A 21,826-nucleotide genomic window follows, 5' to 3' on the forward strand; every position below is an offset into this window, starting at 1 on the left:
TAGCGAGTTCCGAGCGGCCCGTACCCTAAACCGACACAGGTGGTCAGGTAGAGAATACCGAGGCGACGGGTGAACTGTGGTTAAGGAACTCGGCAAATTGCCCCCGTAACTTAGGGAGAAGGGGGGCCGGACGCGTGAAGCCACTTGCTGGTGGAGCGTGGTATGGCCGCAGAGAGCAGGGGGAAGCGACTGTTTACTAAAAACACAGGTCCATGCGAAGTCGTAAGACGATGTATATGGACTGACGCCTGCCCGGTGCTGGAACGTTAAGGGGACCGGTTAGCTCTTCGGGGCGAGGCTGAGAACTTAAGCGCCAGTAAACGGCGGTGGTAACTATAACCATCCTAAGGTAGCGAAATTCCTTGTCGGGTAAGTTCCGACCTGCACGAATGGCGTAACGACTTCCCCACTGTCTCAACCACAGGCCCGGCGAAATTGCAGTACGAGTAAAGATGCTCGTTACGCGCGGCAGGACGGAAAGACCCCGGGACCTTTACTATAGCTTGACATTGGTATTTGGGTTGGCTTGTGTAGGATAGGTGGGAGCCGGTGAAGCTCGGACGCCAGTTCGGGTGGAGGCAATCTTGAAATACCACTCTGGTTGATCTGGGTATCTAACTTCGGGCCCTTATCGGGTTCAGGGACAGTGTCTGGTGGGTAGTTTAACTGGGGCGGTTGCCTCCTAAAGGGTAACGGAGGCGCCCAAAGGTTCCCTCAGCCTGGTTGGCAATCAGGTGTTGAGTGTAAGTGCACAAGGGAGCTTGACTGTGAGACTGACGGGTCGAGCAGGGACGAAAGTCGGGACTAGTGATCCGGCACTTGCGTGTGGAAGCGGTGTCGCTCAACGGATAAAAGGTACCCCGGGGATAACAGGCTGATCTTCCCCAAGAGTCCATATCGACGGGATGGTTTGGCACCTCGATGTCGGCTCGTCGCATCCTGGGGCTGTAGCAGGTCCCAAGGGTTGGGCTGTTCGCCCATTAAAGCGGTACGCGAGCTGGGTTTAGAACGTCGTGAGACAGTTCGGTCCCTATCCGCCGCGCGCGTAGGATACTTGAGAAGGGCTGTCCCTAGTACGAGAGGACCGGGACGGACGAACCTCTGGTGTGCCAGTTGTCCTGCCATGGGCATGGCTGGTTGGCTACGTTCGGAAGGGATAACCGCTGAAAGCATCTAAGCGGGAAGCTCGCTTCAAGATGAGGTATCCCACCCACCTTGGTGGGGTAAGGCTCCCAGTAGATGACTGGGTTGATAGGCCGGAGATGTAAGCACGGTAACGTGTTGAGTTGACCGGTACTAATAGGCCGAGGACTTGACTACACAAACTTTGAAAGTATGCTCGCGTCCACTGTGTGATATCTGAACAAACAACCGTGAAGGTACCCGGTTAAGTTCATAGTGTTACGGCGGTTATAGCGAGAGGGAAACGCCCGGTTACATTCCGAACCCGGAAGCTAAGCCTTTCAGCGCCGATGGTACTGCACTCGGGAGGGTGTGGGAGAGTAGGACACCGCCGGACTTCTTTACAATTGAGGGCCACCCTTCCCGGGGCGGCCCTTAGTTGTATTTACGGGCTCGCCCGGGGTCGGGCGTCTTCGAACCGACAGTTTCGTCGGCGCTGCGAGCGGCAGCGCCCCCAGGAAGGATGTACTCGTGAACCCAGGACCGGACGGCGACAACCCGCGTTCCCGGCGGGATGACGGCCGCGACGGGCGGGGCCGCGACGACGCGCGCGGCAACCGCGACTCTCGAGGCGGCGACCGCGACTTCCGGGGCGGCGACTCCCGCGGTGGTGACTCCCGCGGTGGTGATTCCCGCGGCGCCGGCTTCCGCAGCGGCGGCGGTGACCGCGGCTCCAGCGGTGGTGGCTTCCGTTCCGGCGGTGGCGACCGTGACTCGCGTGGCGGTGGCTTCCGGTCCGGTGGTGACCGTGCCGGCGGCGGCTTCCGCAGTGGCGGCGATCGGGACTCCCGCGGTGGCGGCTTCCGGTCCGGCGGTGGCGACCGTACCGGCGGCGGGTTCCGTTCGGGCGGCGACCGCGACGGTGGTTTCCGTTCCGGTGGCGACTCCCGCGGTGGCGATTCCCGCGGTGGTGACTCGCGTGGCGGCGGCTTCCGCAGCGGTGGTGACCGCGGTGCCGCCGGCGGCGGTTTCCGGTCCGGCGGCGGCGACCGTGACTCGCGTGGCGGCGGTTTCCGCAGTGGCGGCGACCGCGACAGCCGCGGTGGCGGCTTCCGCAGCGGTGGCGGCGACCGTGAGGGCGGCTTCCGCGGCGGTGACTCGCGCGGCGGCGGCTTCCGGGACCGTGAGGGTCAGGGCGGCGGCTTCCGGTCCGGCGGTGACCGCGACTCCCGTGGCGGTGGCTTCCGGTCCGGCGGCGACTCCCGCGGGGGCGGCTTCCGCAGTGGCGGCGACCGTGACTCCCGGGGTGGCGGCTTCCGCAGCGGTGGCGACCGGGACGGCCAGGGCGGCGGCTTCCGCAGTGGCGGCGGCGAGCGCACCGGCGGCTTCCGGGGTGGCGACCGTGAGGGCGGCTTCCGCGGCGGTGACCGTGACTCGCGCGGCGGTGGCTTCCGTAGCGGCGGCGACCGGGACGGCCAGAGCGGCGGCTTCCGTGGTGGCGATTCGCGTGGCGGCGGCTTCCGGGACCGTGAGGGTCAGGGCGGCGGCTTCCGTGGCGGCGACTCGCGCGGTGGCGACTCGCGTGGCGGTGGTTTCCGGTCCGGCGGCGACCGTGACTCCCGTGGCGGCGGTTTCCGGTCCGGCGGTGACCGTCCGACCGGTGGCTTCCGCGGTGGTGACCGTGACTCGCGCGGCGGTGGCTTCCGCAGTGGTGGCGACCGGGACGGCCAGAGCGGTGGTTTCCGCAGCGGCGGAACCCGGGACGGCCAGGGCGGTGGCTTCCGCAGCGGCGGTGGCGAGCGCACCGGCGGCTTCCGGGGCGGCGACCGTGAGGGCGGCTTCCGGGGTGGCGACCGTGACGGTGGCTTCCGGTCCGGTGGCGACAACCGCGGTGGCGACTCGCGTGGCGGCGGCTTCCGCAGTGGCGGCGACCGTGACTCGCGCGGTGCCGGGTTCCGGCCCGGCGGCGACCGCGACTCCCGCGGTGGCGGCTTCCGGTCCGGCGGTGACCGTGAGGGCGGTTTCCGCGGTGGTGACCGTGACTCGCGCGGCGGTGGCTTCCGCAGCGGTGGCGACCGGGACGGCCAGAGCGGTGGTTTCCGCAGCGGCGGAACCCGGGACGGCCAGGGCGGCGGCTTCCGCAGCGGCGGTGGCGAGCGCACCAGCGGTGGCGAGCGCACCGGCGGCTTCCGGGGCGGCGACCGTGAGGGCGGCTTCCGCGGTGGCGACCGTGACTCGCGCGGTGGCGGCTTCCGCGACCGCGAGGGCCAGAGCGGTGGCTTCCGCGGTGGGGACCGGGACTCGCGTGGTGGCGGTTTCCGGGAGCGTGAGGGCGGTGCCCGCGGCGGTGACTCGCGGGGCGGCTTCCGGGAGCGCGAAGGCGGCTTCCGTAACGACCGGGGCGGGTTCCGGGAGCGCGAGGGCCAGGGGTTCCGCGGCGGTGAGCGGAGCGACGAGCGCGTCGAGGCGACCCCGGTCGCGCCCACGATCCCGGACGAGGTCGAGGCGACCGAGCTGGACCGTGACGTACGCGCGGAGCTGCTCTCGCTGAACAAGCCGGTGCAGGAGAGCGTGGCCCGGCACCTGGTGATGACCGGCCGGCTGATCGACGAGGACCCGGAGCTCGCGCTCGCGCACGCGCTCGCGGCCCGGCGTCTGGCATCCCGGATCGCGGTCGTGCGGGAGGCCGTGGGGCTCGCCGCGTACCACGCGGGAGAGTGGCAGACCGCGATCGCGGAGATCCGGACGTACCACCGGATGACCGGGAAGCAGTCGCACGTGGCCGTGCTGGCGGACTGCGAGCGGGCGCTCGGCCGTCCGGAGCGGGCGATCGACCTGTTCCGGAACACGGACAGCGCGACGCTGCCCAAGGACACCGCCGTGGAGCTGCTGATCGTGGCCGCCGGCGCGCGTGGTGACATGGGCCAGAACGACGCGGCCGTGTCGATGCTGCAGGTTCGTGAGCTGACCGCGGAGGGCAAGATCGAGCCGTGGACGGCCCGGTTGCGCTACGCCTACGCGGACGCGCTGCTCAAGACCGACCGCCGCGAGGAGGCCCGGGAGTGGTTCGCCCGCGCCGCGACCGCCGACGAGGACGCGGTCACCGACGCGGCCGAGCGGCTGCTGGAGCTCGACGGCGTCGAGATCGAGGGCGATGACGAGTCCGGCGAGGACTCCGCCACGTCCGCCACCTCGGCCGCCGCCGACCGCGACGCGGACGACGACGAGTCGGACGACGACGAGTCGGACGACGACGACGCGGACGACGACGACGCGGACGACGACGACGCGGACGACGACGACGCGGACGACGACGACGCGGACGACGACGACGCGGACGACGACGCGGACGACGACGATGACGACGACGACGATGAGTCCGACGCGGATGACGACGACGAGTCGGACGACGATGACGACGATGAGTCCGACGACGACGATGACGATGAGTCCGACGACGATGACGACGATGACGACGACGAGTCGGATGACGACGATGAGTCGGACGAGGACGAGGACGAGGACGAGGAGCTGACGGGCGCCGGCGCGGAGTCCGAGGCCTCGGAGACCGTTGTGGAGACGGCTGCGGACGACGAGGACGCGAAGCTGAAGGCCAAGGAGGCGGAGGAGGAGTCCACCTCGCCGCGTGACCTCGGCCCGAAGTTCAACGACGGCAGCACCCGCTGACCCGCACCCGTCACTGACCCCAGAACGGCCCCGGCCACCAGGCCGGGGCCGTTCTGCATGCCGGCCGGTGGGCCCGGACTACGAGACGGCGGCGAGCGGGGTGGAGAGTTCCGGAGCGACGTGGTGGACGCAGCCGGCCGGGTTCTGCGAGTCGGCGATGACGGCGTCGAGCCGGTCCCGGGTGGTGATCAGCTCCTGGATCTGGCGGTCGATGCGGTACCGCTCGGCGCGCAGGATCGCGGCCGACTCCTCGGTCGACTCGTTCGCGTCGACGCACGGCAGCAGCGCCGCGATGTTCCGGCTGGACAGGCCGGCCGCGTAGAGCTGCTGGATCAGCCGCACCCGCTCGACCGCGGCCTCCGGGTAGTAGCGCTGGCCGCTGGCGCTGCGCGTCGCGTACAGCAGGCCCTGCTCCTCGTAGTAGCGCAGCGCGCGAACGCTCACGCCGCCGCGGGTGGCCAGGTCGCCGATGCGGATCATGCGGAACTCCTCCGGGAGCGGAACGGCGGGGGCACCGCCCCCACGAGACATGCCTCTGACGTCAACGTCAGCTCGAATAGCGTAGCTCCCGGCGGGAGACGGGCGTCCGGCCCGCGTGGGTACTACTCCCCGGAGGACGGGTAGACCAGGTGGCCGCAGGTGGCCGGCGTCGCGGTGGTGCACGCGACGATCACCTCGCTCAGGCGGTCGCGGGTGGCGGCCAGCTCCTCGATCTGCCGGTCGATGCGGTCCCGTTCGGTGCGCAGGAGCGTGACCGCCTCGTCGGTGGCCTCCCGGGCGTCGACGCACGGCAGCAGCACGGTGAGCGAGCGGCTGGACAGCCCGGCCGCGAACAGGCCCTGGATCAGGCCGACCCGGTCGACCGCCGCCTCGGGGTAGAGCCGCTGGCCACCACCGGTGCGGGCGGCGGGCAGCAGACCCTGCTCCTCGTAGTAACGCAGCGCGCGGGTGCTCACGCCGGTCCGGGCGGCCAGGTCGCCGATGCGGATCATGTGGGACTCCAGGTCGTGTAACGCCGGTCACGCGACTTGCCTTTGACGTCAACGTGAAGTTTTAGCGTAGCGCCACGGGATTCCCCCGATTGAGGAGCTATGCCATGAATCTGAAGAATTCGGTTGCGTTGGTCACCGGCGCGAACCGCGGGCTGGGCCGGCACTTCGCGCAGGAGCTGCTGGCGCGCGGCGCCGCCCGGGTCTACGCGACCGCGCGCCGGCCGGAGTCGGTCGACCTGCCGGGGGCGACGGTGCTGCGGCTCGACGTCACGGACCGGGCCTCGATCGCGGCCGCGGTGGACGCGGCGCCGGACGTGACGGTGCTGGTCAACAACGCGGGCAACTCGTCGTTCGCGAACCTGGTGGACGGCGACGAGGCGGAGATCCGGGGGCAGCTGGACGCGTTCTTCTGGGGGCCGCTGTGGCTGGTGCGCGCGTTCGCGCCGATCCTGCGGGCGAACGGCGGCGGCGGGATCCTCAACATCAACTCGGCGATGTCCTGGGTGTCCGGTGACCGGGCGAACGCCTATCACGTCGCGAAGGCCGCGCAGTGGGCGATGACCAACTCGGTGCGTGCCGAGCTGGCCGGTCAGGGCACGCACGTGGCGGGCGCGTACTTCGGCATGACGGACACCGGGCACCAGGACTTCTGGACCGGGCCGCTGAACGACGCGGCGGAGATCGCCCGGCGCACGCTGGCCGCGTTCGAGGAGGGCCAGATCGAGATCATTCCGGACGAGCTGGGCGCGGCCGCGAAGGCGATGCTGGCCGGCCCGCCGCAGGCCTACCCCACGGCGGGCTGACCCGCGGGCGCGCCTGGAATGATCGGGGGCGGAACCGCAACGGCCGAGGAGGCAGCGTGAGCGATCGTCTGATCGACGGGTACGACCTGGTGATCTTCGACCTGGACGGGGTGGTCTACCTGATCGACGAGCCGATCCCCGGCGCGGTCGAGGCGATCGCGCGGCTGCACGAGGCGGGGATACCGGTCGCCTACGCCACGAACAACGCGTCCCGGCGCGCCGCCGACGTGGCCGGGCTGCTCACCGGCATGGGCATCCCGGCCACGCCGGACGAGGTGCTGACCTCGGCCGGCGCGTCCGCGGCCGTGCTCGCGGAGCGGCTCCCGGCGGGCGCGAGGGTGCTGGTGGTCGGCGCGGACGCACTGCGGGCCGAGATCGAGGCGGTCGGGCTGACCGTGGTGAGCAAGGCGGAGGACCGGCCGGAAGCGGTCGCGCAGGGCTACGGTCCCGCGGTCGGCTGGGCGGACCTGGCCGAGGCGAGCGTGGCGATCCGGGCCGGCGCGATGTGGCTGGCCACGAACACGGACAAGACGCTGCCCAGCCCGCGCGGCCCGCTGCCGGGCAACGGCTCGCTGGTCGCGGCGCTGCGGCACGCGCTCGGCCGGGACCCGGACGTGATCGTCGGCAAGCCCGCGCCCGCGCTGTTCACCACCGCGGCCGAGCGGGTCGGCGCCACGAAGGCGCTGGTCGTCGGCGACCGGCTGGACACGGATCTGGAGGGCGCGGTCCGGGCCGGCATGGACGGCCTGCTCGTGCTCACCGGCGTGCACACGGTCGAGGACCTGCGCGCAGCCCCGGCCGAGCAGCGGGCCACGTTCGTCGCCCCGGACCTGAGCGGCCTCTTCGCACCGGCGGTCAAGGCGGACGACTACAAGGCCTGAAACGGTCCGGGGGTACGCCGTGCGGTGCGGGCGACCGGAGAAGGCGGGCCGGCCGGACACGCCTCTGGGTCTGGCCGGACCTGTCCTCGCCGGGAGTGGCGCCGGGCCGGAGGGGCGCGGCGACGACCGGAACTACAGCAGCTTGCGGAGCTTGAGGAGGTCGAAGGGGTTGGCGCCGATCTTGACCTGGCCGGAGCCGATCGCCTTCATCACGTCGAGCCGGCCGTTGACCAGCGCGATCAGGTCGTCGCTGTTCGCGGTGAGGGAGATCTTGGCCTTCGGGTCGTCGCCGTCCGCGATGTCGACCAGGCGGCCGTCCACCAGGGTGCCGTGGAAGGCGGTGCCCAGGTCCGGGACGCGTGCGGCGAGCGTGCGGTTGAGGTCGATGCGCTGCTGGGCGTCCGCGTTCGCGGCGAGCCGCGCCGCGAGGGTGTTCAATGCCGCCCGAACCTCGTCTACGCTGGCCACGCCTGATCCTCTCCACGCCGGTCACCGATCTCCCGCACGGTACCGCACGGGTCCGGCGACGTCGCCCGGTAGCGTGGCACGCGCGGGGGACCTGAGCGTATCGGAACAGTGAAGGGACGACCGGATGCCGAAGGAAGCGTGGCGGGCCTACCTGGACCTCGCCCTGGGACTGACCGAGAGTTCCCGCAAGCAGGCCACCAAGACCGCGATGAGACTGGTCGGCAAGGGCGGCGCGACCGCGGTCCAGCTGCAGGCGCTGGTCGAGGACGCGCTGGCGGCCGGCACCGCGAACCGGGCCGTGGTCGAGCGCCTGGTCCGCACCGAGGTCGACCGGGCGCTGACCGTGGTGGGACTGGCCAAGTCCGATGAGGTCGCGGCGCTGCGGCAGCGCGTCGCCGAGCTGGAGGACCGGCTCGCGGCCCGGCCGGCGGACGTACCCGGTGATCTGCCCGTCGAACCCGCGGTCGAGGCCGCGGCCGCGGCGTCCGTGGCGGAACCGGCCGCGGCACCGGTGAAGAAGGTCGTCGCGAAGAAGACGGTGGCGAAGAAGGCGGTCGCGAAGGCTCCGGGCGGCGGCACCGCGGTTCCGGACGCGCTGGCCGCGCCCGCGGTCCCGGCGGCGGACGAGCCGGTCGCCGAGGTGCCGGCGCCGGCCCGGACGATCACGCCGCCGCGCAAGGCCGCCAAGAAGGTGCCCACGATCAAGGCCGCGCCGCCGGCCGGCCGGAAGGCGGTGCCGACGCCCGCCGACCTGCCGCCCGCGGTCAAGAAGGCGCCGGCCAAGCGCGCGAAGAAGGTCGTGCCGCCGCTCTTCGACGACGGGACGCCCGGCCGATGAGCACGCCGTTCCCGGTGCCGCGCCCGCCGGCCGCGCCGCGGCCGCCGACGCCGGCGTACGCGCCGCCGGTGCGGATGACCGAGCCCGGCGACGGGACCACCGGGCATCCGGCCGTGGACGCGATGCTGGCCTCGCTGGCCAACGCGGCATCGCTGTCGCCGGCCGACCAGATCGCCGAGTACGAGGCCGCGCACCAGATCCTGCGCGAGACGCTCGCCACCATCGACCAGGCCTGACCGAACCGACCGGACCTCCCCCCGAAAGACACGTGAAGAAGAGCGCATGGCACGCCGCATCCGTCTAGACGCCGAACTCGTCCGCCGCGGCCTGGCCCGCTCCCGCGAGCAGGCCGCCGCGCTCATCGAGGCCGGCCGGGTCGAGGTCCGGGGCGTGGTCGCCCGCAAGGCGGCCGCGCAGCTCGACCCCGCCGAGCCGATCGTGGTCACCGGCGCGGACCCGGTCGACGAGTACGTGTCCCGCGGCGGGCACAAGCTGGCCGGCGCGCTGGCCGCGTTCGGGCCCCGCGGCCTGGCGGTGGCCGGGCGGCGGGCGCTGGACGCGGGCGCGTCCACCGGCGGGTTCACCGACTTGCTGCTGCGCGCGGACGTGGCCGAGGTGGTCGCCGTGGACGTCGGCTACGGCCAGCTCGCCTGGAAACTCCGTACCGACGAGCGGGTGCGGGTCTTCGAACGCACGAACGTGCGGACGCTCACGCCGGAGGCCATCGGTGGCCCGGTCGACCTGGTCGTGTCCGACCTGTCGTTCATCTCGCTGCGCCTGGTACTGCCCGCGCTGGCCGGCTGCGCGCTGCCGGACGCCGACCTCGCGCTGATGGTCAAGCCGCAGTTCGAGGTGGGCAAGGAACGGGTCGGCGAGGGCGGCGTGGTGCGCGACCCGGCGCTGCGCGCGGAGGCGGTCCTGGACGTGTGCGCGGCGGCGCTGGAGCTGGGGCTCGGGCTGGCCGGGGTGGCCGCGAGCCCGCTGCCCGGACCGAGTGGCAACGTCGAGTTCTTCGTGTGGCTGCGGCGCGGTGCGCCGGCCGCGGACCCGGTCCACGTGCGCGCGGTCGTCGAGGCCGGACCCACGGGTACGGTGGCGGAGCACGCGCCGGAGCCAGGCGCGGAATCGCTTGTTGACAGGGGAGTGACGAGTGACGAGCACCGCTAACCGGTCGGCGCTGCTGGTGACCCACACGGGCCGCCGGCACAGCACGGAGCACGCGGCGTCGATAGCGAACGACCTCGTACGCGCGGGCTTCGAGGTGCGGGTGGTGGCCTCCGAGATCGGCGATCTGGACCTGCCGCCCGGCGTGACGCCGGTGTTCGGACCGTCCGCGGCCGAGGGCGTGGAGATCGTGTTCGCGCTCGGCGGGGACGGCACGTTCCTGCGCGCGGCCGAGCTGGCCCGGCCGAACAAGGCGCCGCTGCTCGGCATCAACCTCGGCAAGGTGGGCTTCCTGGCCGAGGCCGAGATCAGCGACATCGACCAGGCCGTGGCGGACGTGGTGCGCGGTGCCTACACCGTGGACGAGCGGCTCACGCTGGACGTCAAGGCCGAGCTGGACGGTGAGCTGATCGCGGAGAGCTGGGCGCTCAACGAGGTCACGGTGGAGAAGGGCCAGCGGGCGCAGATGCTGGAGCTGCGCGTGGACGTGGACGGCCGGCCGCTGTCCCGGTACGGCTGCGACGGCGTGGTCTGCGCGACCCCGACCGGCTCCACCGCGTACGCGTTCTCGGCCGGCGGCCCGGTGGTCTGGCCCGAGGTGGAGGCGCTGCTGCTGGTGCCGGTCGCCGCGCACGCGCTGTTCAGCAAGCCGCTCGTCACCGCGCCCACGTCGACGTTCGTGATCACGGTGGATCCGTACACGTCGGTCGCCACGCTCTGCGCGGACGGGCACCGCGTCTTCGACCTGCCGCCGGGTGCGAAGGTCACTGTCCGGCGCGGCGCGCAACCGGTGCGTGTGGTTCAGCTGACGCCGCGGCCGTTCACCGATCGGCTGGTGGCGAAATTCGACCTCCCGGTTCTCGGCTGGCGGGGTACGAAGCGGCGGTAATCACGGTCTTCTCCGCAATTGGCGCACCGCTCGGCTGGAAATGTGTCAGAGGACGCGGCTACTGTCTTTGCCTGTGCTGGAAGAGCTGCGTATCACCGGCCTGGGCGTCATCGAGGACACCACACTGCCGCTGACCGGCGGCATGAACGTGATAACCGGTGAGACCGGCGCCGGGAAGACCATGGTCGTGACCGGCCTCGGCCTGCTGTTCGGCGGGCGGGCCGATGCCGGTCGCGTGCGATCCGACCCGGGCCGCGCGGTCGTCGAGGGACGGTTGCGCCTGAAGGGCGCGATCGCCGACGCCGTGCTGGCCCGGATCACCGACGCGGGAGCGGAGGCGGACGACGACGGTGCGGTCATGCTGTCGCGCACCGTCACGATCGAGGGCCGCTCCCGGGCCCACGTCGGCGGCCGGTCCGCGCCGGTCGCCGTGCTCACCGACGTCGGTGAGCGGGTGCTGGCCGTGCACGGCCAGTCCGACCAGCTGCGCCTGCTGCGGCCGGCGGAGCAGCGCGCCGCGCTCGACCGGTTCGCCGGGCCCGAGCACGAGAAGCTGCTGGAGACGTTCCGGGAGACGTTCACGAAGTGGCGGCGGACCGCGGACGACCTCGCGGACCGGCGCCGCAACGCGCGCGACCGCAACCAGGAGGCGGACCTCCTCAAGCTCGGGCTGGACGAGATCACCCGCGTCGACCCGCAGCCGGGGGAGGACGACGAGCTGAAGGCGGAGGCGCAGCGCCTCGAGCACGCGGAGGGGCTGCGGACCGCGGCCGCGATCGCCTACCAGTCGGTGGCCGGCGGGTCCGAGGCCGCCGACGAGACGCCGGACGCGACCAGCCTGCTCGGCACCGCGCGCCGCACGCTGGAGGGGCAGGCCGCCGTCGACGCGAAGCTCGGCGACCTCGCGGCCCGCATCGAGGAGGCGGCCACGCTGGTCGCGGACGTCACCGCGGAGCTCTCGTCGTACCTGGACGCGCTGGACGCGGACCCGAACCGGCTGGCCGCCATCTACGAGCGGCGGGCGCTGCTGCGCGGGCTCACCCGGAAGTACGCGGACGACATCGACGGTGTGATCGCCTGGGCGGAGACCGCGCGGACCCGGCTCGGCGAGCTCGACACGTCGGACGAACTGCTCGAGGAGCTGGAGAAGGAGCGCCAGCGGCTCGAGGCGGAGGTCGCGGAGCAGGCGGCCCGACTCACCGCGGCCCGGACCGAGGCGGCGGGCCGGTTCGCCGAGGAGGTCAGCGTCGAGCTGGCCGGGCTGGCGATGCCGCACGCGCGGGTCGAGGTGGCGGTGCTGCCGCGGAGCGCGGGAAAGAGCGAGCCGTCGGTGACCGTGGACGGCACCGAGGTCGGCGTGACCGCGGACGGCGCGGACGAGGTCGAGCTGCGCCTGCTGGCCCACCCGGGCGCACCGGCGCTGCCGCTGCAGCGCGGGGCGTCCGGCGGTGAGCTGTCCCGGGTGATGCTGGCGATCGAGGTGGTGTTCGCCGGGGCCGGTGGCCCGCCGACGCTGGTCTTCGACGAGGTCGACTCCGGCGTGGGCGGCACCGCGGCGGTGGAGATCGGGCGGCGGCTGGCCCGGCTGGCGCGCAGCCACCAGGTGCTGGTGGTGACGCACCTGCCGCAGGTGGCCGCGTTCGCGGACCGGCACCTGGTGGTGGCGAAGGACACCGGGGGCGCGGTGACGACCAGCGGGGTGCGGGTGGTGGAGGACACCGACCGGGCCCGGGAACTGTCCCGGATGCTAGCCGGCCTGCCCGACTCGGACCTGGGCATCGCGCACGCGGAGGAGCTGCTGGCGGTCGCCGACCGGGAGAAGCGCCGCTGACGCGCGACCGCCGGGCCTCCGATCGGGAGCCCGGCGGTCCGGTCCTCGGCCACGCCGGATGCGGCGGTCCGTCATCGGGCCGCGCCGTTTCCGGCGGTCCGTTTCCGGCACGCCGCGCCCGGCGGTTTCGGAATCCGGCCACGTCGGGTCCGGCGGGTTCGGGATTTTGGCCGCGCCGCGTCCGGCGGTGCGGGATTTGGCCGAGCCGCGCCCGGCGGTGCGGAATCCGGCCACGTCGAGTCCGGCGGGTTCGGGATTTGGCCGCGTCGCGTCCGGCGGTGCGGGATTTGGCCGCGCCGGGTCCGGCGGGTTGGGGATCCGGCCACGTGGGGTCCGGCGGGTTCGGGATTCGGCCGCGCCGCGTCCGGCGGTGCGGAATCCGGCCGCGCCGGGACCGGCGGGTTGGGATTGGCGTGCCGGGTCCGGCGGTTCGGAGCGGGCCACGCCGGGACCGGCGGGTTCGGGCTCTTCGCGCCGGGACCGGCAAGGAGGAGCGCCGGCGACGACTGGTGCCCGCGGGAGCATGCGGAACGTCACCACGCCGGAGGTGGGCGGCGAAAAGACGCAGCGTGACGTGACCGCGGACACAGCGGAAATCTATTTGGCCGGGAATCTGCTGGTCAAAGCCGATTTGTCGGCATGTCGTGCGAACACGAGGTCGAGTCAACGTGTCACGATGATGGCGATGCGCCTACCCACTCTTCGCCGCACCCGGGCCGCCGAACCCGGGATCGTCGCCGGCACCGCTCGGCTCGATCGCCGCACGAAGCGGCTGACCGGTCGGCTGCGCCCCGGTGACATCGCCGTGATCGACCATGTCGACCTGGACCGGGTGGCCGCCGACTCGCTGGTCGCGGTCGGGGTGGCCGCGGTGCTGAACGCGAAGCCGTCGATCTCCGGGCGGTACCCGAATCTGGGCCCCGAGGTGCTGGTCAAGGCCGGCATCCCGCTGCTGGACGATCTCGGCGAGGGGCTGTTCCAGCAGATCCGGGAGGGCGACACGGTCCGGATCGACGGCAACACCGTGTACGCCGGGGCCGAGGCGCTGGTGCACGGCACCCGGCAGGACGCCGAGACCGTGGCCAAGGCGATGGCGGACGCGCGCGAGGGGCTGTCGGTGCAGCTCGAGGCGTTCGCGGCGAACACCATGGACTACCTCAAGCAGGAACGTGACCTGCTGCTCGACGGCGTGGGCGTGCCGGAGATCGAGACCCGGATCAGCGGGCGCCACGTGCTGATCGTGGTGCGGGGCTACGACTACCGCGCCGACCTGGACGTGCTGCGGCCGTACATCCGGGAGTACCGGCCGGTGCTGATCGGTGTGGACGGCGGCGCGGACGCGCTGATCGAGGCCGGCTACACGCCCGACATGATCATCGGCGACATGGACTCGGTGAGCGACGACGTGCTGCGCTGCGGCGCGGAGATCGTGGTGCACGCCTATCCGGACGGCCGGGCGCCGGGCCTGCCGCGCGTGCACCAGCTCGGCGTGCCGGCGATCACCTTCCCGGCCGCGGCGACCAGCGAGGACATCGCGCTGCTGCTGGCGGACGAGAAGGGCGCCGAGCTGATCGTGGCGGTCGGCACCCACTACACGCTGGTCGAGTTCCTGGACAAGGGGCGCGGCGGCATGGCGTCGACGTTCCTGACCCGGCTGCGGGTCGGCGGCAAGCTGGTCGACGCGAAGGGCGTGAGCCGGCTCTACAAGCAGACCATCCCGGGCTCGTCGCTGCTGCTGCTCGCCGGGTCGGCGATCGCGGCGATGACGGCGGCGGTGACGGTCTCCACCGTGGGCAAGGCGTACCTCGGTGTGGTCTCCGAGTGGTGGGACAATCTCGTGTTCCAGCTCGGTCAGCTGTTCTAGAGCAGAAAGCGCTACCTGTGATCAATTTCCGGTACCACGTCGTGTCGCTCACCGCGGTCTTCCTCGCGCTGGCGATCGGGCTGGTGGTCGGCACCGCCGCGCTGAACGGGCCGGCCGTCGACGCGCTGGACGGCCAGGTGCAGAAGCTCAGCAAGGACAACAGCCAGCTGCGGGACAGCGTCGGCCAGCTGCAGAACGAGGTCAACTCGCAGGAGGACTTCGCGGTCGGCGCGGCGCCGATACTGCTCGGCGGCAAGCTGACCGGCCGGCGGGTGGCGCTGGTGGTGCTGCCGACCGGCGGTGACTACGCGGAGCAGCTGCGCACCATGCTGGCCACGGCCGGCGCGACCGTGACCGGCCGGGTGGACGTCCAGGAGAGTTTCACCGACCCGGACAACAGCGTGAACCTGCTGGACCTGGCGCACCGCGCGGTGCAGACGTCGCTGCCGGCCGCCGGGCTGCCCAGCAACGCGGACGGCGTGGAGACCTCGGCGGCGCTGCTGGCGACCGCGCTCTACGACCGGACGCCGCCGGCCACCGACTCGGACCGCAACGCGGTGCTGGCGGCGTACGCGGCCGCGAACTACATCACGGTCGAGGACGATCGGGTCGCCGGCCCGGCCGAGGCCGTGGTGATCGTGGGCGGGCTGCCGCCGACCGACGAGCGCGCGGACGAGAAGAACACCTCCACGGTGACGCTGGTCGCCCAGTTCGACGCGGCCGGGAAACTGGTGGTGGGCGGCAACGGGGTCGGCGACGGCAACGTGGTCGCGGCGATCCGCGGCGACGCGGCACTGTCCAAGACGATCGCGACCGTGGACAACGTGAACACCGCGCAGGGCTCGGTCGTCACCTGCCTGGCGCTGACCGACCTGCTCGGCACGAACAAGGTCGGCCACTACGGGCTCGGCGCGGGCGCCACGTCGATACTGCCCACTCCGGCACAGTGAGTGCCCGGTTCCTAGAATCGCGTCATGCCCGTTCCTAGGATTCTGGTGTTCGCCGCCGGCGCGCTCGCCGCGCGTGCCGCGCTGACCGCGGTCCGCCGCAGTTCGGTCAACCCGTCGCTGGAGCGGGCCAACTTCCGCGGCCGCACGGTCACGCTGGCCGGCGGCCCCGCGCTCGCCGCCGGTGCCTCGATCGCGGCCGCGGCCGGTGCGTCCAGCGGCCCGGCCGCCGCGGCCGCGCTGACCGCCGGGCTCACCTCCGGCGCGGTCGGCCTCTACGACGACGTGGTCGGCAACCGGCCGGAGCAGAAGGCGGCCAAGGGCTTCGCCGGTCACCTGCGCGCGCTGCGCCAGGGCCGGGTCACCAGCGGGCTGGTGAAGATCGCCGGGGTCGGCGGCGCCGGGCTGGCCGCGTCCGCGCTGCTCGCGCTGGACCGGCCGGGCCGGTCCCGGTGGGGCACGCTGACCGACGTGGCGCTGGGCGCGGGCGTCATCGCGGGTACGGCGAACCTGGTCAACCTGCTCGACCTGCGCCCCGGCCGGGCGATCAAGGCGAGCGCGCTGATCGCCGCGCCGCTGCTGTCCACGACCGCCGCGGGCGGGCTGGCCGCCGGAGCGGCCGGCGCCGCGGCCGGGCTGCTGCCGGACGACCTGGACGAGCGGATCATGCTGGGCGACTCCGGCGCGAACGCGCTGGGCGCGCTGCTCGGCGTCGCGATCGCGGCGAAGGCCGGGCCGATCGGCCGCGCGGTGATCTTCGCGGGCCTGGCCGGGCTGACCGCGGCCAGCGAGCGGGTCAGCTTCACCGCGGTCATCCAGCGCACCCCCGGCCTGCGCGAACTCGACGAGCTCGGGCGGCGGCAGAGCTGACGTGGCGTCCGGCCTGAGGTCGCGGACCGTCGTCGGAGCCGCCGCGCTGATCGCGGTGCTCACCGTGGTCAGCCGCGTGGCGGGCTTCGCGCGGACCACCGTGTTCGCCTGGACGGTCGGCCCGACCGACCTGGGCGACACCTACCTGGCGGCGAACACGCTGCCGAACGTCATCTTCGAGCTGGTCGCCGGCGGCGCGCTGGCCGGCCTGGTGGTGCCGCTGCTGGCCAGGGCCGTGGAGGCGGGCGACCGGGAGCGGGTCGGGAGGATCACGTCGGCGCTGCTCGGCTGGGTGCTGGTGCTGCTGGTGCCGGTCGCGGTCCTGGTGGCGCTCGCGGCCGGCCCACTGGTCGAGGTGATCATGCCGCTGGCGTCGCCCGCCGAGCTGGAGACCGGCGCCCGCATGCTGCGGGTGTTCGCGCCGCAGCTGCCGCTCTACGGCGTCGGCGTGGTGCTCACCGGCGTGCTCCAGTCGCACCGCCGGTTCGCCTGGCCGGTGATCGCACCGCTGCTGTCCAGTCTCACGGTGATCGGGGTCTACGCGGCGTTCGGGCTCGCCGAGGGCACCCGGACCGGCATCGCGGACGTGTCCGGTGCCGGGGAGCTGATCCTGTCCGCCGGCACGACCTGCGGCGTCGTCGTGCTGTCCGGGTGCCTGCTGATCCCGGTCTCCCGGCTGCGGCTGCCGCTGCGCCCCACGCTCGGCCTGCCGGCCGACGCCCGGGAGCAGGTCGTCAGGCTCGGCTGGGCCGGACTGGTCACGGTCGGCGCGCAGCAACTCGCCCTGCTGGTCCTGATCGGTCAGGCGAGCGGCGGGCCGGACGGCACGACCGTGCTGTTCAACCTGGCGCAGACCGTGTTCCTGCTGCCCTGGGCGGTGCTCGCGGTGCCGCTCGCGACCGCGGCGTACCCGGGCCTGACCACCGCGGACGACGCCGGGTACCGATCGCTGCTGGCCCGGACCGCCCGGCAGACCGCTCTGGTCAGCTGCCTGGGCGCGGCGGGCCTGGTCGCGGTCGCGATCCCGGCGACGGCCGTGCTCACCGGCGGTCAGGCGATGACCCCGGGCGTGGTCGCGTTCGCGCCCGGACTGATCGGTTACGGACTCTTCGCGCTGCTGTCCCGCGCGCTCTACGCCCGCGGGCGGACCGCCGCCGTGGCCGGTGCGACCGCGGCCGGGTGGGCCGTCGTCGCGTTCCTCGCGGCCGTCCTCGGCGCGGTGACCGCGCCGGAGCACCGGGTGCTCGTGCTCGGCCTGGCGCACACCGCCGGCATGCTGGTCCTGGGCGCGCTGCTGCTGGCAGCGGTCCGGCGCACGGCCGGGCCGGCCGCGCTCGCCGGTCTCGCCCGCACGCTCCCGGCCGGGCTGGCCGGTGCGGTCGCCGCAGGTGCCGCCGGGTACGCGCTGGCCGCGCTCACCGACCCGACCCCGGCGCCCGGCTTCGCGGTGTTGCAAGGCATGCTGTGCGGGTTCGTCGGGGTCGCGGTGTTCCTCGGTGTCGCCTTCGTGCTCGACCGGGACCAGGTCACGAAACTCGCCCGGCGTGGCGGCGCGCGGCCCGGTGCGCCCGAGTCGGGTACCTTGCCGGACGGTGAGAACGACGCGCGGACTCCCGCCGCGCGGGACGGAGGGGACCGTACGTGACCGCAGGCGACTGGGCCGGTGGGGTGGCGCTCGTGCTCGCGTCCAGCACCGGCGGCGTGGGGCAGCACGTGGCCTCGCTGGTCCGGGGACTGACCGCGGCCGGCATCACGGTCACGGTCTGCGGGCCGGACGCGACCGAGCGGCTGTTCCACTTCTCCGAGCTGGGCGCGCGGTTCGTGCCGGTGGAGATCCCGGCCAACCCGGCGCCGTCGGACGCGCGCGCGGTCAGCGCGCTGCGCGCCGCGCTCGCCGCCGACGGCATCGACGTGGTGCACGCGCACGGCCTGCGCGCCGGGTTCGTGGCCACGCTCGCCCGCCCGCGCCAGCCGCTGGTGGTCACCTGGCACAACGCGATGCTCGCCGGTGGCCTGCGCGGCCGGGTCGCCCAGCTGCTGGAGCGCGCGGTCGCGGCCGCGGCCCGGGTCACGCTCGGTGCCTCCGAGGACCTGGTCGACCGGGCCCGCGCGGTCGGTGCCCGGGACGCCCGGCTCGGCCCGGTCGCCGCGCCCGCGCTCGGCCCGGCCCGACGCACCCGCGCGGCCGTGCGCGCCGAGTTCGGCGTCGGGCCGGACACGCCGCTGATCCTGTCCGTCGGCCGGCTGCACCCGCAGAAGCGGTACGACGTGCTGGTCGCCGCGGCCGGGCGGTGGCGCGAGCGCCGCCCCACGCCGGTGGTGCTGATCGCCGGCACCGGCCCCAGCTACCTGCCGCTGGCCGCCAGCATCTCCGCCGCGCACGCGCCGGTCACGCTGCTCGGTCACCGCACCGACGTGGCGGACCTGCTGGCCGGCGCGGACCTCGCGGTCGTCACCAGCGACTGGGAGGCCCGGCAGCTGTTCGCGCAGGAGGCGTTGCAGGCCGGCCTGCCGCTGGTCGCGACCGCGGTCGGCGGCCTGCCCGGCCTGGTCGGCGACGCGGCCGTGCTGGTCCCGGCCGGCGACGTGGACGCGGTCGACGCGGCCGTGCGCCGCCTGCTCGACGACCCGGGCCTGCGCCAGGACCTGAGCACCCGGGCCCGCGCGCACGCGGCCGCGTGGCCGACCGAGACGGACACGGTGGACGCGGTCCGGGCGGTCTACGCGGAACTGGCCCCGGCACCGGCGCCACGCGAGGACCACGGCTGATGCTGCGCCGCCTCACACCGTGGCTGATCGTGCTGGCCGTGGTGATCGGCAGCATGGTCGCGCTCAGCGTCCGCCCGGTCTCCGCCACGGTGGACACCGAAGCCGACTACGTGGTGATCGTGGGCGTGCCCGGCCTGCGCTGGGACGACCTCGACCCGGCCGGGACACCGGCGCTGTGGGCGCTCGCCGAGCGGGGTGCGATCGGCGCGCTGTCCGTGCGGTCCGCGAGCGAGCCGACCTGCCCGGTCGACGGCTGGCTGACGCTCGGCGCCGGCAACTTCGCCAGCTGGGGTGACGAGTCCGACGGCGCGGCGGTCTGCGCGCCGCTCGACGTGGAGATCGAGGAGCCGGACGGCATCGGCGCGAACGTGTCGCGCCAGCCGGTCGCCGTCGACTACAACGGACGCCAGCCGTGGGGCGCGGTGCCGGGCGCGCTCGCCGAGTCGGTCCGCTGCACCACCGCGGTCGGGCCGGGCGCGGCGGTCGCGGCGGCCCGCCCGTTCGGCCGGGTCGACCGATACCAGGCGACGTTGCCGGCCGACGCCGCGACCGTGCTGTCCCAGTGCGTGCTCAGCATCGTGGACGCCGGCACGGTCGCCGGGGACGGTGCGGCGCGCACGGCCGCGGTCGCGGCCGCGGACGACGTGCTCGGCCGGGTGCTCGCCGCCCGCCCGGACCGGTCGCTGGTGCTGGTCGCCGGCCTCGCCGACACCGGCGCGGACCAGCGGCTGCACGTGGCGATCGCGGACGGGCCGGGCTGGGACCGGTCCTGGCTCACGTCCGCGAGCACGGTCCGGGACGGCTACCTGGCGCTGGTCGACCTGGCGCCGACCGCGCTGACCGCGCTCGGCCGGGAGCTGCCGGCCGGCCGGTTCGACGGGCACGCGGCCACGACCGCGGACGGCCGCCCGGACGGGCTCGCGGACGCGATCGCGCGACCGGCGGACGCGGACCGGGAGGCGCGGGCCCAGGGCCGCACCTCGGAGTGGTTCTTCTCGATCCTGACCGCCACCCAGATCGCGCTGTACGCGCTGCTGGTGCCGTTGCTGCGGCGCACCTGGGCGCACAGCGGGCCGCCCGGCCCGCCGCTGCCGCCGCGCTGGCTGATGGACGGGGCGGAGCTGGCGCTGATCGCGGCCGCGCTGGTCACGCCGGCCGCGCTGGTCGCGGACCTGGTGCCGTGGTGGCGGGCGAGCCGGCCGTCGCTGGTGTTCGCGGCCGTGACGGTGGCGCTGACGCTGGCCGGCACGCTCGCGGTGCGGCTGGCCCGCCCGTACCGGTCGACGCTGTGGCCGCTCGGCACGGTCGCCGCGATCTCCGCCGTGGTGGTCGTCGCGGACGTGCTCTCCGGGTCGACGCTGCAGCTCAACGGCGTGGCCGGCTACTCCACGCTGGCCGGCGGCCGGTACGCCGGGATCGGCACGGTCGGGCTCGGCCTGCTCACCGCCGGCATCCTGCTCGCGGCCGCCGCGCTCGGGCAGATGATGCGGCACCTCCGTCCGCTGATCATGGTGGTGCTCGGCGGCGCGGCCGTGATGGTGGTCGGCAGCCCGTTCCTGGGCGCGCACGCGGTCGGCGCGGTCGCGCTGACCGCCGGCGTCTGCGTGGCGACCGCGCTCTCCACCGGCGGCTGGATCGGCTTCGGCCGGATCGCGGCCACCTCCGCGGCCGGCCTGGTGGTGACGTTCGGCTTCGCGCTGCTGGACGTGCGCCGCCCGGAGGCGGAGCGCGGCAGCCTCGGCCGGATCCTGGCCGCGCTGGTGGACGGCACCAGCGGCATCGCGGTGCAGCGCGCCACCGGGTCGAACGTGGTGGCCCTGGTCAGCCCGCTGACGTTGCTGGTGCTGACCGTGGCCGTGCTGGTCTGGTTCGTGCTGCTGCGGCCGTGGGGCGGTCTCAAGCGCCTGTTCGGGCTCAAACCGGCGGTCCGGGCCGCGCTGGCCGGCACCGCGGTCACCACGCTGGCGGCGGGGGTGCTGGGCGGGTCGGCGCTGCACGTCGCGGGCGCGGCCGCCGCGGTGGCGGGCCCGTTGGCCGCGCTCACCGCGCTGCGCGTGCTCGACCACGCGGCGATCCGGACCCGGCCGCCGATGGCAGCGATGACCGAACCCCCGAACCGGGCCGAGGGTACGGGCGGGGACAGCGCGACCGGCACCACGAGCAATGCGTCCCCGAGCGGCGGGACCGGTGCGGCGGAGCCCGGTGGTGACCCGCCCGGCGCCCCTGCCGGGAGTCCCGGGAACGCGCCCGGTGCCGGTGTCGCTCCCGGCGACGGTGTCGTTCCCCGCGACGGCGACGGCGACGGCGACGCGACCGGCCCGGCGATCATCGACCGCGATGTGGCCGCCGGAACCCAACGGGACGGCGACGTCACGATCGGTGACGACGTGGCCGTGAGTAACAAATCCGACGAGAACTGACCAGCACCCGGGCGGGTGAACGCCGCCGCGCACGGGCGTACCGGCGCACGGTGTTGATCTTTAGGGGTCTGACCTGCGGAAGTGTTCCGAGCTGCGGATCGACGTGAAGCGATCATGGTGGCCGGGCCGGGGGGTCGCCCGCGGATGGTGTTACCGTGGAATCCCGTGGATCGCGTGATCACGACAGCCGTGTCAACGTCCGCTGACAGTTCGGTCAGCGGGGGTGAGATCGGGCTCGAGGGCGTCGCGCCGGTTCGTATTGGCAGCCAGACGACCACGGG

At 73.5% G+C, this 21,826-nt stretch carries 16 protein-coding genes, 2 rRNA genes and 2 pseudogenes (1 of these 20 running past the window's edge); 16 read left to right on the forward strand and 4 right to left on the reverse strand.

The genetic code is table 11. From position 1 onward, the window contains the following. Both J2S44_RS31865 and rrf read left to right on the forward strand, forming a co-directional pair. Positions 1–1,320: ribosomal RNA gene (locus tag J2S44_RS31865) — 23S ribosomal RNA — on the forward strand; it begins 1,756 nt to the left of the window's first position. Positions 1,321–1,402: 82 nt separating this feature from the next. After that, positions 1,403–1,519, forward strand: a 5S ribosomal RNA gene (gene rrf, locus J2S44_RS31870). A gap of 38 nt (positions 1,520–1,557) precedes the next feature. On the opposite strand, the gene J2S44_RS31875 is transcribed toward rrf, so the two are convergent. Further along, complete coding sequence (locus J2S44_RS31875) at positions 1,558–3,759, reverse strand: hypothetical protein (RefSeq protein WP_310421402.1); 2,202 nt, start codon at positions 3,757–3,759, stop codon at positions 1,558–1,560. Between J2S44_RS31875 and J2S44_RS31880 the strand changes: the two are divergent. Continuing rightward, positions 3,694–4,521, forward strand: a pseudogene (locus J2S44_RS31880) (tetratricopeptide repeat protein); the annotation flags it as partial. The gene J2S44_RS31875 and the pseudogene J2S44_RS31880 overlap by 66 nt on opposite strands. 366 nt (positions 4,522–4,887) lie before the next feature. On the opposite strand, the gene J2S44_RS31885 reads toward J2S44_RS31880, so the two are convergent. Together J2S44_RS31885 and J2S44_RS31890 are read right to left on the reverse strand one after the other, a co-directional pair. Next, entirely contained in the window at positions 4,888–5,286 is a 399-nt protein-coding gene (locus J2S44_RS31885; RefSeq protein ID WP_310430024.1) for a MerR family transcriptional regulator, read from the reverse strand. A 125-nt stretch (positions 5,287–5,411) separates the two neighbouring features. Further along, on the reverse strand, positions 5,412–5,798 hold the full coding sequence (locus J2S44_RS31890; protein WP_310430026.1) for a MerR family transcriptional regulator: 387 nt from the start codon (positions 5,796–5,798) through the stop codon (positions 5,412–5,414). 107 nt (positions 5,799–5,905) lie between these two features. Here J2S44_RS31890 and J2S44_RS31895 point away from each other — a divergent pair, with 107 nt between their 5' ends. Continuing rightward, positions 5,906–6,604: an SDR family oxidoreductase gene (locus tag J2S44_RS31895; protein ID WP_310421405.1), complete on the forward strand. Its 699-nt coding sequence runs from the start codon at positions 5,906–5,908 to the stop codon at positions 6,602–6,604. A 56-nt stretch (positions 6,605–6,660) separates the two neighbouring features. Then, positions 6,661–7,458 (forward strand): annotated as a pseudogene (locus J2S44_RS31900) (HAD-IIA family hydrolase); the annotation flags it as partial. Between the two features lie 159 nt (positions 7,459–7,617). Here the strand turns inward: J2S44_RS31900 and J2S44_RS31905 are convergent. Then, positions 7,618–7,953 (reverse strand): SCP2 sterol-binding domain-containing protein, encoded by a 336-nt coding sequence (locus J2S44_RS31905; RefSeq protein ID WP_310421407.1) that lies wholly within the window; start codon positions 7,951–7,953, stop codon positions 7,618–7,620. Positions 7,954–8,077: 124 nt separating this feature from the next. Here J2S44_RS31905 and J2S44_RS31910 point away from each other — a divergent pair, with 124 nt between their 5' ends. The 11 genes from J2S44_RS31910 to J2S44_RS31960 all read left to right on the forward strand — a co-directional run bounded on the left by J2S44_RS31910 (position 8,078) and on the right by J2S44_RS31960 (position 21,545). Further along, positions 8,078–8,791, forward strand: a complete 714-nt coding sequence (locus tag J2S44_RS31910) for a phasin family protein (RefSeq protein ID WP_310421409.1) — start codon at positions 8,078–8,080, stop codon at positions 8,789–8,791. Next, on the forward strand, positions 8,788–9,027 hold the full coding sequence (locus tag J2S44_RS31915; RefSeq protein ID WP_310430171.1) for a hypothetical protein: 240 nt from the start codon (positions 8,788–8,790) through the stop codon (positions 9,025–9,027). Before J2S44_RS31910 ends, J2S44_RS31915 begins: the two co-directional genes overlap by 4 nt. A gap of 46 nt (positions 9,028–9,073) precedes the next feature. Then, on the forward strand, positions 9,074–9,958 hold the full coding sequence (locus J2S44_RS31920; RefSeq protein WP_310421411.1) for a TlyA family RNA methyltransferase: 885 nt from the start codon (positions 9,074–9,076) through the stop codon (positions 9,956–9,958). After that, a complete protein-coding gene (locus tag J2S44_RS31925) occupies positions 9,942–10,844 on the forward strand; it encodes an NAD kinase (protein WP_310421413.1) in 903 nt (300 codons plus the stop codon). Before J2S44_RS31920 ends, J2S44_RS31925 begins: the two co-directional genes overlap by 17 nt. A gap of 73 nt (positions 10,845–10,917) precedes the next feature. Continuing rightward, positions 10,918–12,675, forward strand: coding sequence for a DNA repair protein RecN (recN, locus tag J2S44_RS31930; RefSeq protein WP_310421415.1), 1,758 nt, complete (start codon positions 10,918–10,920; stop codon positions 12,673–12,675). Positions 12,676–13,360: 685 nt separating this feature from the next. Continuing rightward, positions 13,361–14,539 (forward strand): putative cytokinetic ring protein SteA, encoded by a 1,179-nt coding sequence (steA, locus tag J2S44_RS31935; RefSeq protein ID WP_310421417.1) that lies wholly within the window; start codon positions 13,361–13,363, stop codon positions 14,537–14,539. Between the two features lie 17 nt (positions 14,540–14,556). Continuing rightward, a complete protein-coding gene (locus J2S44_RS31940; RefSeq protein ID WP_310421419.1) occupies positions 14,557–15,489 on the forward strand; it encodes a copper transporter in 933 nt (310 codons plus the stop codon). 24 nt (positions 15,490–15,513) lie between these two features. Then, on the forward strand, positions 15,514–16,356 hold the full coding sequence (locus tag J2S44_RS31945; RefSeq protein ID WP_310421421.1) for a hypothetical protein: 843 nt from the start codon (positions 15,514–15,516) through the stop codon (positions 16,354–16,356). A 1-nt stretch (position 16,357) separates the two neighbouring features. Then, positions 16,358–18,001, forward strand: a complete 1,644-nt coding sequence (gene murJ, locus J2S44_RS31950) for a murein biosynthesis integral membrane protein MurJ (RefSeq protein WP_310421423.1) — start codon at positions 16,358–16,360, stop codon at positions 17,999–18,001. Continuing rightward, positions 17,998–19,125 carry a glycosyltransferase family 4 protein gene (locus J2S44_RS31955; protein WP_310421425.1) on the forward strand — a complete coding sequence of 376 codons (1,128 nt, stop codon included), beginning with the start codon at positions 17,998–18,000 and terminating at the stop codon, positions 19,123–19,125. The genes murJ and J2S44_RS31955 overlap by 4 nt, the downstream gene beginning before the upstream one ends. After that, positions 19,125–21,545 (forward strand): hypothetical protein, encoded by a 2,421-nt coding sequence (locus J2S44_RS31960; RefSeq protein WP_310421427.1) that lies wholly within the window; start codon positions 19,125–19,127, stop codon positions 21,543–21,545. Before J2S44_RS31955 ends, J2S44_RS31960 begins: the two co-directional genes overlap by 1 nt. Positions 21,546–21,826 lie beyond the last annotated feature (281 nt).

Source organism: Catenuloplanes niger (assembly GCF_031458255.1).
GTDB classification, from domain to species: Bacteria; Actinomycetota; Actinomycetes; order Mycobacteriales; family Micromonosporaceae; genus Catenuloplanes; species Catenuloplanes niger.